The sequence below is a fragment of the Syntrophales bacterium genome (assembly GCA_030018935.1).
GTDB lineage: Bacteria > Desulfobacterota > Syntrophia > Syntrophales > CG2-30-49-12 > CG2-30-49-12.
This window is the reverse complement of the sequence record JASEGZ010000016.1, coordinates 26,472-38,035: the sequence shown is the minus strand read 5'-3', so window position 1 is coordinate 38,035 and position 11,564 is coordinate 26,472. Positions and strand designations below refer to the sequence as shown.

General features: G+C 46.1%; 12 protein-coding genes and 2 tRNA genes. 6 read left to right on the top strand and 8 right to left on the bottom strand.

From position 1 onward, the window contains the following. Positions 1 to 101 precede the first annotated feature (101 nt). Positions 102 to 1,655, bottom strand: a complete 1,554-nt coding sequence (locus QMD03_04745; GenBank protein MDI6776539.1) for an acyl-CoA carboxylase subunit beta — start codon at positions 1,653 to 1,655, stop codon at positions 102 to 104. 37 nt (positions 1,656 to 1,692) lie between these two features. Further along, positions 1,693 to 1,780 (bottom strand) — tRNA-Leu (locus tag QMD03_04740). Positions 1,781 to 1,899: 119 nt separating this feature from the next. Between QMD03_04740 and QMD03_04735 the strand changes: the two genes are divergently transcribed. Beyond that, positions 1,900 to 1,975 (top strand) — tRNA-Ala (locus QMD03_04735). 71 nt (positions 1,976 to 2,046) lie between these two features. On the opposite strand, the gene QMD03_04730 is transcribed toward QMD03_04735, so the two are convergent. Together QMD03_04730 and QMD03_04725 are read right to left on the bottom strand one after the other, a co-directional pair. After that, complete coding sequence (locus QMD03_04730; GenBank protein ID MDI6776538.1) at positions 2,047 to 3,159, bottom strand: NAD(P)/FAD-dependent oxidoreductase; 1,113 nt, start codon at positions 3,157 to 3,159, stop codon at positions 2,047 to 2,049. A 198-nt stretch (positions 3,160 to 3,357) separates the two neighbouring features. Then, positions 3,358 to 4,131: a UDP binding domain-containing protein gene (locus tag QMD03_04725; GenBank protein ID MDI6776537.1), complete on the bottom strand. Its 774-nt coding sequence runs from the start codon at positions 4,129 to 4,131 to the stop codon at positions 3,358 to 3,360. A gap of 378 nt (positions 4,132 to 4,509) precedes the next feature. Between QMD03_04725 and rsmI the strand changes: the two genes are divergently transcribed. From rsmI to QMD03_04700, 5 genes are all read left to right on the top strand, one after another. Further along, a complete protein-coding gene (gene rsmI, locus QMD03_04720) occupies positions 4,510 to 5,379 on the top strand; it encodes a 16S rRNA (cytidine(1402)-2'-O)-methyltransferase (protein MDI6776536.1) in 870 nt (289 codons plus the stop codon). Positions 5,380 to 5,454: 75 nt separating this feature from the next. Next, a complete protein-coding gene (locus QMD03_04715) occupies positions 5,455 to 5,817 on the top strand; it encodes a hypothetical protein (protein MDI6776535.1) in 363 nt (120 codons plus the stop codon). Between the two features lie 152 nt (positions 5,818 to 5,969). Further along, complete coding sequence (locus tag QMD03_04710) at positions 5,970 to 6,488, top strand: DUF799 family lipoprotein (protein MDI6776534.1); 519 nt, start codon at positions 5,970 to 5,972, stop codon at positions 6,486 to 6,488. 77 nt (positions 6,489 to 6,565) lie between these two features. Beyond that, positions 6,566 to 7,339 carry a FecR family protein gene (locus QMD03_04705; protein MDI6776533.1) on the top strand — a complete coding sequence of 258 codons (774 nt, stop codon included), beginning with the start codon at positions 6,566 to 6,568 and terminating at the stop codon, positions 7,337 to 7,339. Positions 7,340 to 7,416: 77 nt separating this feature from the next. After that, positions 7,417 to 7,959: a CDP-alcohol phosphatidyltransferase family protein gene (locus QMD03_04700; GenBank protein MDI6776532.1), complete on the top strand. Its 543-nt coding sequence runs from the start codon at positions 7,417 to 7,419 to the stop codon at positions 7,957 to 7,959. Positions 7,960 to 8,496: 537 nt separating this feature from the next. On the opposite strand, the gene QMD03_04695 is transcribed toward QMD03_04700, so the two are convergent. The 4 genes from QMD03_04695 to QMD03_04680 form a co-directional block, all read right to left on the bottom strand. Continuing rightward, positions 8,497 to 8,670, bottom strand: a complete 174-nt coding sequence (locus QMD03_04695) for a hypothetical protein (protein ID MDI6776531.1) — start codon at positions 8,668 to 8,670, stop codon at positions 8,497 to 8,499. Positions 8,671 to 8,689: 19 nt separating this feature from the next. Beyond that, a complete protein-coding gene (locus tag QMD03_04690) occupies positions 8,690 to 8,893 on the bottom strand; it encodes a hypothetical protein (GenBank protein ID MDI6776530.1) in 204 nt (67 codons plus the stop codon). Then, positions 8,893 to 10,605: a DNA polymerase/3'-5' exonuclease PolX gene (gene polX / locus QMD03_04685; protein MDI6776529.1), complete on the bottom strand. Its 1,713-nt coding sequence runs from the start codon at positions 10,603 to 10,605 to the stop codon at positions 8,893 to 8,895. The genes QMD03_04690 and polX overlap by 1 nt, the downstream gene beginning before the upstream one ends. A gap of 83 nt (positions 10,606 to 10,688) precedes the next feature. After that, positions 10,689 to 11,474 (bottom strand): alpha/beta hydrolase, encoded by a 786-nt coding sequence (locus QMD03_04680; GenBank protein ID MDI6776528.1) that lies wholly within the window; start codon positions 11,472 to 11,474, stop codon positions 10,689 to 10,691. Positions 11,475 to 11,564: the final 90 nt, after the last annotated feature.

Here is an 11,564-nt window from a genome sequence, read left to right as displayed (position 1 = left end):
AAAAGCGGACAATTCATTTGCTACAAAAGCGGACAATTCTATTTACTCTTGACATGAAAAAGATAAATTTCTTTGGCAGATAAATTCTCGGTGCCTGGTGATCACATCTGAAGGTTCCCGTGCTTTTTGTATGGTCTATCCTGTTTCTTATTCTTCAACACCTCCAGGGCGGCAATCAATTTCATCCTGGTTTCCTCAGGCTCGATGACATCATCAATATATCCCCTTTCTGCAGCTACAAAAGGATTTACGTAGAATTTAGTATATTCCGCTATTCTGCTTTGCCTTACCTCTCCGGGGTTTTCTGCGGAGGCGATCTCTTTGGCAAAGATTACACTGGCTGCCGTTTCCGGCCCTACCAGGGCTATCTCGGCGGTTGGCCAGGCAAACATGATATCGGCCCCGATAGGTTTGTTGCACATGGATAACTGGGCGCCGGCATAAGAATTCCGCACTACGAGAGTGATCTTGGGTACCGTGGCTTCAGTATAGGAATAAAGCATCTTCGAACCGTGTCTTATTATACCCTTCAATTCCTCGGCCTTGCCGATCATCACTGCGGGAGAGTCCTGAAACTGGATGAGGGGAACATTAAAAGAATCGCATATTCTGACAAACCTTGCCAGCTTATCGGAAGCATCCACATCAATAACACCACCTTTCACCAACGATTGGTTGGCCACTATTCCCACCGCACGCCCGTTTAACCGGGCAAAGCCGGTAATCATGTTCCGGGCAAACTGGGCTTTGATCTCGAATAGATATCCATCATCTACCACCTCGGCGATTATCTTTTTCATGTCGAAGGGGATCCTTGAAGCCTCGGGGAGTATATTTAGGATATTTTCATTCCTGCGGTGGGGGACATCGGTGGGAGTGACAAGGGGAGGGTTTCCCCTGTTGTTTGAGGGCAGATAATCCAATAATTCCCTTGCTAATTCTAAAGCATGCTCATCGTTTTCCGCTATGATATCTGCCAGTCCTGTTATTGGTCCATGAACAGAGGTTCCACCCAGGTCCTCAGCAATGGCATCGTATCCTAACATCGTCTTCACGAATGCCGGTCCCCCCATGTACATGAAGGCGGTTCCTTTAACCATAATGATGAAGTCTGTCAAGGCGGGACCGTAGGCGGCCCCTCCGCCGCAGTGACCCATCAAGAGGGAGATCTGGGGGATTACCCCGTTATACAGGGTGTGGCGGCGAAATAACTGGGCATACCACTCACTGGAATCCTGCCCCTCCTGGAGCCTCGCTCCGCCTGAATCTATCATTTGAATAAAGGGGACCCCGGCGGTAAATGCCATGTCAAGTATTTTACACAGCTTATGGCCATGTACCTCCCCGTAGGTTCCCGCAGAGGTGGTAAAATCCTCTCCACCAACGAAAACAGTACGTCCCTTTACTGTTCCGTAACCGACGATTACGGCGTCGGCGGGGATTTCCTTTCCCGCCATGCCGAATTGGATACAGCGATGCTTGGCCAGAGCGTCTATCTCATTAAAGCTGTCCGGGTCGAGAAGTTTTTCTATCCTTTCCCGAACGGTTAACTTGCCCATTTTATGCTGGGCTGCTATCCGTTCGTTACCGCCCATTTGCATGATTTTGCCCTTGCGTTCTCTCAGGTCATTCAACTTTTCTAAATTTGCACTCATTTTAGCTTCTCCTTAAACGGGTTACCCCCTTTATTCCTGGTGCCGGAGCCCGGGGTCGAACCGGGATGGGCGCAAGGCCCGGGGGATTTTGAGTCCCCTGCGTCTACCAGTTTCACCACTCCGGCATCCATTTGGAAAATATTAGGAGGGCTGCTGATTGTCAAGAAAAATATGTCAAGAAAAATATGTCAAGAAAAATGTATTGACAGGTAATGAGACCGTATGTATTATTAAAATTGAAAATGGGGTTGTAGCTCAGATGGGAGAGCGCATGACTGGCAGTCATGAGGTCAGGGGTTCGATCCCCCTCAGCTCCACCAGGGAAATCGTGGGGTTAGCCAAAAGCGGTTGACCCCTTATTTTTTTGAATATTATCCTACCTTTCACATTTTTAGAAGTATGACCGAACCAGGGAGGAAACGTGCCTGGCGATGGGAATGCAGGACGTCAAACCGGGGGATTCGATGCCAATGAGGTTGATCAGGCCGGGAAATCCTGCCTCTCTTTCATCCGTAATGATAAAATCTCTGCAAGGATCACAGGGTCCCTGTAGCTTTGGTCGGATGCCACTCATTTCAGGGCTGAGAGACTTCATCCTGATGCCAGGCAAATATTTTCTCATGGACTGATAAAACAGTGTCTTTCTGGATTCATCAACAGAGTATTCGAGGGCATTGACATACTGGCTATCCGGGCCAAAGCGGACACGGCCTCCGAGGTCCACTGTGGCGTGAATGCCAAGGTTTTCGTTGTTCCCTGCAGGAATGGGGTAGATCAGGTGGTGAAGTTTCGGTGATGGAGAGAGGGAGAAGTAATTTCCCTTACAGTATCTTAAACGGTATCCCTTCCGGTCATTGTCAATTCCGGCAAGCGCGGCAATCCTGTCGGCATAAAGACCGGCGCTGTTGATCAGGACTTTAGTCTGAAAACGGTATTCCCCTTCATTAATTTCTATGTTGTACACATTACCGTCAAAGTGGACGGCCGTTACTTCCGAGCGAAAAGCTACAATGGTCCCATTATTTTCTGCCCCGAGATAGAGGGAACGCATCAGGCCATGGGTGTCAATGATACCGGTAGATGGGGAAAAGAGGGCAGCCTTTGCTCTCACCTCCGGCTCCAGGGTCTGGATCTGCCTTTTCCCCAGGAAGGTGAGGTCGTCAACACCATTTTCTTCCGCTTGCTCCTTGATTTTCCCCAAGGCATCGCATTCATTATCACTGGTAGCGACGATCAGTTTTCCGAGCCTCTTATGCTGGATATTTCGTTTCTTACAGATTTCATAAAGCAAACGGTTTCCCTGGACACAGAGAGTTGACTTCAGGAACCCGGCAGGATAGTGGATGCCTGCGTGGATGACCTCACTGTTGCGGCTGCTCGTTTCCTGGCCGTAAGTAGCGTTTTTTTCCACGAGTAAAACATGGCGAAACGCGGTAGAAATTTCCTCCGCAATCGCCAGGCCGACCACACCGGCACCAATGATAGTGGTGTCAAAGGTATCCATATACTTCTCTTTTCATCAGCAGGGGAACACCAGAAAGATTTATCTACCCCCCCTTCCAGGGGGAAGGCGTCAGTTTCGTACAGGGCTGGCTTACCTTCCTGTCCAATCTTCTAAAAATGGTAACTACTCAGGTATTTAGGCTGGAGACTGAAGTGTCCTAACAGTCTTCCACCTTCAGTCTATCCACCTGAGTAGTTACTAAAAATGAGTCAATGCAGGTTTGCCGATAGGATAAACGTTGAAGCCTATTTCAAATAATCTTTTATGGTCAAGGATATTCCTGCCGTCAAAGATGAAAGCCGGTTTGGCCATATTGTCGTAGATCTTCTGAAAATCGAGATCCCGGTAGATATCCCATTCTGTAAGTGCCGCGATGGCATGACAACCTCGGGCCGCCTCGTGTGGATCTTCGATATAACTGACCTTTCCGGCAATTTCCTCCAGATCAGTTCTGGCATTTTTCAGGGCCTTCGGATCAGAAATAACGATCTCTGCCTGTTCTTCCAGTAGTCTCCTGGCAATGAAAATAGCGGGGCTTTCCCTCGTATCACCGGTATTGGCTTTGAAGGCAAAACCAAGAAGGCATACTTTCTTTCCGGTTAAGGTGTTGAACATGGCGCTTAACATGTTCGAGATGAAGCGGTCCTGCTGGTATTGGTTGATCTTAACAACGCCCTCCCAGTAATCGGCAACCTCGTTAAGACCGTAATGCCTGCAAAGGTAGACAAGGTTCAAGATATCCTTTTTAAAACAGGAACCGCCGAAACCGACACTGGCGTTTAAGAATTTATTACCCAGCCGGCTGTCCATTCCCACTATCCTGGCTACCTCGGTGATGTCGGCATCTGTCTTCTCACAGAGGGCGGAGATGGCATTGATGGAAGATATTCTCTGTGCCAGGAAGGCATTTGCAACCAGCTTGGAAAGCTCACTGCTCCAGATGTTAGAGGTGATGAGAATTCGTTTCATCATTGTTCTTGCGAGACCTTTGAAAATTGTCTTCGAAATGGTTCAAAATCTTTTTTCGACCATTCTAACGCTTACTCCACTGCAAAGGCAACAACTCGCGCTGCGCACTCAAACATTTGCCTTTGTGGACGTTTCGCTTCGCAAAGAATGGTTGCGAAAAAATCTTGCATTAGCTACGCTGAATCTGTGAATTCACCCTTTCTGAAGCCAATTTTCAGTCTCGCAAAGCTCTCTCTCGCTATGACAGAAGACAAGGGTATTTGTTTTTGTAGTAATTTTTTTGCATTTCTGTTACAGAATTTAAATATAAAAAATATCTATATGTCAATAAAAATCGTAGTTCCCCTGGACAGGTGGTCATGCGGTCTCTGAGGTGAGCTTATGCAGGCAACAGATAAGGCTCCACGGAAAGGTACCTTGTATGTGGTGGCGACCCCCATCGGGAACCTGGAGGACATTACCCTGCGGGCAATAAGGATTCTCAGGGAAGTCCAACTTATAGCCGCTGAGGATACCCGGAGGACTAAAAAGCTTTTGCATGCCCATGAAATCCATACCCCCCTGACCAGCCTTTACGATCAAAATGAAGGCAGAAAAAGCAGTTTTTTAATTTCTAAAATGAATGAGGGAATGGATGTGGCCTATGTGTCAGATGCAGGGACACCAGGGATATCAGACCCGGGATATGTATTGATCAATCAGGCGCTTGTGAACGCCATCAGGGTTGTTCCCATTCCCGGTGTGTCGGCCGTTATCACCGCGCTGAGTGTCTCCGGCTTGCCAATGAATAGTTTTGTGTTCGACGGGTTTTTGCCTTCAAGACCTGTCAAACGAAGGCAATTTCTCATGTCCCTGAGGGATGAGACGAGGACTCTGGTCTTTTATGAGTCTCCCAAAAGATTGCTGTCAACACTGCGCGATGTGGAAGAGATTATGGGAGACAGGAAAATCGTCGTCTCGAGGGAGTTGACCAAGGTCTTTGAGGAAATATTGCGAGGTCGTGTTGGTGAAGTAATCAGCTTATTGCAGGATAGAGTTGTCAAGGGAGAAGTGACGCTGCTCATCGCAGGAAAGGAAAAGTCGCCATGTTCCGATGACGAGATCCGCGCCCGATTCAAGCAACTGCATGAGAATACAGATCTCACACAGCGTGACATCATAGATACGATCGTCTTCGAAATGGGAGTGTCAAGAAAGAGGGTATACCGGGAGGTGGTTAAAGCTAAAGGTAAAGAACCAATATTTCCTTGAACTGTTTATAGAGGTGTGATAACTCTGCTGCGCATCACCAAATTTTGGAAATTCCCGGCCTGAGGGTAGAAAACTTTGCCTCCCATTGATGGGAATAACCTCATAGATATGAGTGAGAGAAAGGTGGAAAATACTAGTGCAGATATTACGATACCTGCTGATGAGGTGCGTGGCAGAGATATTGGTAGTGACGGGGATAAAGGCAGGATCATAGGTGGGCGATTATTAAGATCAGGTGATAAGATATTTGACCTCGTGGATGTTGTGGAGGAGGGATCCGGGGTAACTTCCCTTTATTCGGGTTTGAATGAGGAGATTGTGGAAAGGGTTTCTCACATTGCGGAAAAGATTGCCCGGGAGATCATACCGGAGATAGCTGAACGGGTAATAAGGGAAGAGATTGAGAAATTGAAAAAAGACGATGATTATGGAAGATAGTACAGGGATAGGAAGAGATGGTCTGATGAAAATTGTAGCGAAGTAACTCCTTCAAGTCAGGGAATTCAGTGATAGTGTGCAAATTTGTACGACTGTTTTTATTGTTGTCAGCGTTGTCTTTTTGGGCAGGATGTGGATCGAAAATACCTCACATGGTCATTCCTAACTATAGTAAAACGGGTACCAGGCTCGTCGCCGTATTGTCTGTGGATAATAAAGCAGGCAATGAAAGGGCAGGCCAGATGCTGCGAGAAAAGGTCCTCTGCGAACTGTATTTTAAGGGTTATCCAAAGATCCCCTTTGATGTGATTGAAGAAAAACTCTCTAAAGTCCATAAAAAAAATAGTGGCTCTAAAAGAGGAAACGTCTCTCCGAAGGTCGTGGGTGAGCTGCTGAATATAGATGCTGTGATGTATTGCACCCTGAATGAGTGCAGGACTTCTTATTCCTATGTTTGGGCCTCTACTGTCATCTCTGTTAACTTTGAACTGCGGAGTGCAGAAACTGGCGAAACGCTCTGGCAGGCACGGTATCGAACTGTCAGAAGGAATTATGGTTTTTCCCGGAAAGACCTTGAAATGAAGTCATGCCAGGTATACGAACCGGCGATTCAGGAAATTGTGGACAGGGCCCTGAAAACCCTTCCTGATGGTCCTGATTCCCTGGGATAGCGTTACAAAAATTCAAGTATGCAAAAATTTGGTTTATTTTGTAAGTTAATGTCCTGTCTGAATGGTGGAGGCGCGAGATGAAGAAGATAATCTTTTTTGTTTTTTCATTTCTCTCGGTTTGTGTTTTAGTTGGTGCGCATCAGGCGGAAGCGAAAAGAGTAATGACATTGAGGATCGGAAAGGGTGAAGCAAAGGTGAACTTCCTTGCCGGGTCGGTACAGGTCCTTCCGGAAGGGGAAAAACAATGGCGTCCCCTGAAGGTTAAAGATGCGCTTCGTGGAGGTGATGAGGTCAGTACCGGGTCTGAGTCGAGACTGGAGCTTGTACTGCCCGACAATTCCTATGTTCGTTTCGCAGACGATTCCCGGTTTAAAATTTTTCAGATTGACTACGGTGATGAGTCAAAACCGAAAAACGTTAAGATTCATGTGGCCGTCGGCAGGACATGGGCTAACGTGAGCGGTGTCTTCAGAGGAAATAGTAGTTTTGCACTGTCCTGCGAGAATGCCGTGGCTGGTGTCAGGGGGACCATTTATCGCATGAACGTCAATGAAAATAAATCAGCACTGGTCAGGGTCTATGATGGGACGGTCTATGTAAGTGGTGGTGGGAAGATATTAGAACCCCCGAAGAAGGTTGGCCCTCCAGAGAAAATTGCTGGACCAAAGCGGATTCCCGGGCCTACAAAGGTCAGCATGGAGGAGTGGACATTTATCATCAAGGCGATGCAACAGATCGTAATCAGGGGAGATGGGACGGCGGAGAAACCACGAGACTTTACCGAAGCGGAAGACCGGGACGAGTGGGTTGACTGGAACAGGTTGAGAGACAACCAGGCCAGACAACAATAAGGCGCAGGGTTGAGTTTATGGTGGTAAATGTGGAATATTAAATGCGCATTACCATTATGTGTCAGAATAATTGATCCATGAACATACCCAATTTTTTGTCGCTTTTGAGGATAATTCTTGTACCGGTAGTGGTTATCTTTCTCATCCAGGGATCCTTTTTAAAAGCCCTTATTTTTATTACCGTCTCGGGAATAACAGATGCCCTCGATGGATTTCTGGCCCGTGTATTAAATCAGCGAACCATCATCGGTTCGTATCTCGATCCGATAGCGGATAAGGCCCTGCTTGTAAGTTGCTTTTTGGCTCTATCTATCATGGATATCATTCCCGGCTGGCTTACAGTCATCGTCATCAGCAGAGATTTTATTATTCTGCTCGGTGTTTCTATTCTCTCTATGATGGCGATCTCTTTTGAAATTCGTCCGGCTTTTGTCAGTAAGGTTACAACAGTTTTGCAGATCCTTACAGTATTTTTTGCCCTTTCATTTAAGTGCCTTCCGGGAAGCTTTGATTATAAGTGGGTTATGCTTCTGTATTGGCTTACAGCCCTGTTTACCATTATCTCCGGATTAAATTACATAGCGAGGGGAGTCAAGTTCATCAATAACCACATGCCATAAAAATTTGGTAAGCGTTCAGCAATCCGAAACCCTAAATTCAAATGTTCCAAACATTTTAGTCATTCGAATTTTGGATTTGTTTAGGATTTAGATATTAGAATTTAGAGTTTGATTTATGTCAACTTATTTATGACTTTCACTATAGAGACTCTTGCAAAAGTCCAATTCTGGTAGCCGCAGGCTTTAGCCTGCGTTTTGTAACATATTGAAAACAAAGAAAACACGCAAACTAAAGTTTGCGGCTACATTTTAATTTCAAAACTTTTGCAATTACCTCTATATAAAGGGAGTAAGAGATGGAATGCCAGAATCTAAAAGCTAACTTAGAACGATGCAATTGCACTTATAAGACATGCGATAGAAAGGGAAAGTGCTGTGAGTGTTTATCATACCACTGGAAGATGAAACAATTGCCGGCATGCGTTTTCCCTCCCGAAGTTGAAAAGACTTTTGATCGTTCTCTCAAGCGGTTTATCTCTATTTATAAAGACAGGGTATAAGAGGGAAGCTTGTTGCCGAGGGCTATCTGTGCCTCTTTCACCGCTGCTCAATCCCGAATTTGACCAGGGCAGCTTCGAAGTCGGAAAAACGATAGGGGAGTTTTTCCTTTTTCCAAATCCGTTTAAGATCAATCAGTATTTTCCTTCTCCCTTCCGCATCCTCCTTTTCCTTAAATCCAGTAAGTCCCAGGTTCCGGGCGGCTTCTACCACTAGAGGGGATGGTAGGGGGTCAGCCTTGCTCCATATTTCTCTGAGTTCTCGGAGGAATATGTTCTCGGTTGATCCTTGCGCCGAAAAGAATCGAAGCGAGAAACCATTTAAATACCTCCTCCGCATTGCCTGATTCCAAGTCAATACCGAGGTCGGCAGAAAATCTGCCTCCCCACCTTTCAATAAGCTCAATAAGCTGCCCCATGGCTTCCTTTTTGCCCATTATGATTGCTTGAATTGCAGTTTATCCACCTCAAGGGTGTTAATGACATCTTTTTTCTCAAGCCAGCCCCGTCGTGCCACTGTAACTCCGAACCTCATAAGGTCTAACTGTTCGGACGAATGCGCATCGGTACCGATGGCAATCCTGATACCCGTATCTTTAGCCCTGCGGACATACACATCAATCAGATCCAGGCGAGCAGGAAATGCATTGATCTCAAGTATCGTTCCCGTACGTCTGGCGGCCTCAAGAACCGCCTCCATATCTACCAGGTACGGTTCCCGTTCTCCTATCAACCTGCCTGACGGATGGGCCAGGATGTCCACATTGGGGTTTTCCATAGCCTTTATTATACGGCCTGTCATGGTACGTTCATCCTGCTGCTGAGCCGAATGCACCGCCGCTACTACAAAGTCACAGTTTTCAAGGATCTTATCCGGGAAATCGAGAGTAGCGTCGGCCCTTATATCCACCTCGATCCCAGCAAATACCGTAAAACCGTCTAGTTTATCATTCAATTCGTGAATTTCATCAATTTGTTTGAGGAGCCGCTCTTCCGATAGCCCTCTCGCTATGCCCAATGACTTTGAATGGTCGGTGATGCCGATGTAACTGTATCCCCTATTTTTTGCAGCTTTTGTCATATCTTCCATGGAGTCTTTCCCATCGCTCCAGTTGGTGTGGACATGGAGATCCCCTCTTAAATCCTGAAGCGATAAAAGATCAGGAAGTGATTCTTGCGATGCGGCCTCTATCTCTCCGGTATCCTCCCTGAGTTCTGGAGGGATGTACTGAAGACCAAGACGGCGATAGAGCTCCTCTTCTTCAAGACAATAGATTTTCTCACCGGAGTTCACATCTTCAAGTTCATATTCACTTAGCTTGTAACCCCTCTGCTGGGCGAGGTTTCTTAATTTAACGTTATGTTCCTTTGAACCGGTAAAATACTGAATGGATGTGCCGAACGATCTTGCTTCGAGTATTCTCAAGTCCACCTGTACCCCCTCTTTTGTGACAATAGAAGCTTTCGTTGTTCCCTTTCCCAGCACCTGTGCTACCGGCGGCATACTTACAAAGGCATTTATTAAACCGAAAGGATTATCATGGATGGCCAGAAGATCTATGTCTCCCACCGTATCTTTACCTCGTCTCATACTCCCGGCAGGCACCAATTTCCCCGTAGTGAGATAATATTGCAAAAAATGGAAGATCTCCTCTACCAACGAATAAGCTTTTCCCAGGGGGATTCTGCCGCTTCTCTCCCGGTACCTTTTAATAGCTTTAATTATATTCTCTTCCTTTGTTTCTCCGAACCCCGGAAGTCCCTGCAATTTATGGGATTTCGCAGCTTTTTCCAGGGAATCCATATCAGTGGTGCCTACCTCCTGATAAACTATCTGAATAGTCTTCGGTCCAATCCCTGGTACTTTCAGCAGTTCTTTAAGGCCCCGCGGTATTTCATTACTGAGTTCCTCATAGTATTCAAGCCTTCCCGTTCTCAGATATTCATCGATCTTTTTAGCAATTGCGGCTCCTATACCCTGTATTGTCTGGAGTTCTTTCTTCGCCCGTATCTCTTCAATATCTGCGCTCAGATTTTCCACAGCCCGTGCAGCTTTACTGTAGGCCCTGATTTTAAAAGGGTTCTCTCCTTTAAGTTCAAGAAGCTCTCCAATATTGTATAATAATTCAGCAACTTCCCTGTTTTTCATTATCTTTTTGATTTAATCCTGTGAAACTTCCCTTTCTGGATAAAAATGTCATCCCGTAACTTTCCCCAGAAGGGGATCTTTCCTCAGTGGGCCTTAACAAACCCTTCGATTTTCTGGTAGTACTGGTCTCCGCCAATCTGCCACAAGTTGTTATGATCAGCGCCGGGGATAATAAAAATTTCTCTATCCTCAGCTCCAGAATTTTCATAGAGCTCTATACCCTCCTGAAGGGGTACAAGTGTGTCAAATTCGGCGTGGATAACTAAGGTGGGAATGTATACCTGTTGAATTTTTGCCTTATTAGAGGCCTCTTCCAATTTACTCCTTAAAGATTCCTCAACCTCGATGCCGAAGAGATCAAAGAGCCGAGAGAAGATATTAGCTCCGCCACTTTCGATAATTAGTCCTTTAATCTCATCCTGGTAATGGTAGGCCAGCTCAATTACGGGGACGCTTCCCAGGGAACGACCCATCAGGAAAAGGTTTTCCCTGCAACCCTCTCTTTTCATTATTCCTTTAAATCCCGCAAAAATAGGGTGGGCATCTCTGATCAAATCGGTGATTGTCGGATGGCCATTACTCAATCCATAGCCCCGGTAATCAACCACAAAAAGATTGATCCCCCGTTGGTTGAAAAGAGGTGCAACCCACTCGTAATCCCCTACTGTTTCTCCATTACCATGAAAATAGAGGAGGGAGGGGAAGTCTCTTTCCTTTAAATAAAACCTGCAGCCGATTTCGATTTTTTCCCCGACCTCAATAAAATGGGTGCTACCTATCCCGGGTACATAAAAATCTCTCCGGGGATAAAAGATAAAACTCAGAATCTCTGGCGTATCCAGAAATGAAAGATCAACATGATGAGACATATTTCCCCCCCCTCTTTAAAATTCTTCACCCTTCAGAGTTTTTCTTTCCCTCTCCTCGTTCAAAATATCCTTGGTATTAAGGGTAACTAC

What these genes read in the sequence shown, in the direction of transcription:
- QMD03_04710 (MDI6776534.1), top strand. Translation starts at nt 5,970, where the DNA reads ATGGTCATTCCTAACTATAGTAAAACGGGTACCAGGCTCGTCGCCGTA.
- QMD03_04700 (MDI6776532.1), top strand. Translation starts at nt 7,417, where the DNA reads ATGAACATACCCAATTTTTTGTCGCTTTTGAGGATAATTCTTGTACCG.
- QMD03_04745 (MDI6776539.1), bottom strand. Translation starts at nt 1,655, where the DNA reads ATGAGTGCAAATTTAGAAAAGTTGAATGACCTGAGAGAACGCAAGGGC.
- rsmI (MDI6776536.1), top strand. Translation starts at nt 4,510, where the DNA reads ATGCAGGCAACAGATAAGGCTCCACGGAAAGGTACCTTGTATGTGGTG.
- QMD03_04730 (MDI6776538.1), bottom strand. Translation starts at nt 3,159, where the DNA reads ATGGATACCTTTGACACCACTATCATTGGTGCCGGTGTGGTCGGCCTG.
- QMD03_04705 (MDI6776533.1), top strand. Translation starts at nt 6,566, where the DNA reads ATGAAGAAGATAATCTTTTTTGTTTTTTCATTTCTCTCGGTTTGTGTT.
- QMD03_04690 (MDI6776530.1), bottom strand. Translation starts at nt 8,893, where the DNA reads ATGGGCAAAAAGGAAGCCATGGGGCAGCTTATTGAGCTTATTGAAAGG.
- polX (MDI6776529.1), bottom strand. Translation starts at nt 10,605, where the DNA reads ATGAAAAACAGGGAAGTTGCTGAATTATTATACAATATTGGAGAGCTT.
- QMD03_04680 (MDI6776528.1), bottom strand. Translation starts at nt 11,474, where the DNA reads ATGTCTCATCATGTTGATCTTTCATTTCTGGATACGCCAGAGATTCTG.
- QMD03_04725 (MDI6776537.1), bottom strand. Translation starts at nt 4,131, where the DNA reads ATGATGAAACGAATTCTCATCACCTCTAACATCTGGAGCAGTGAGCTT.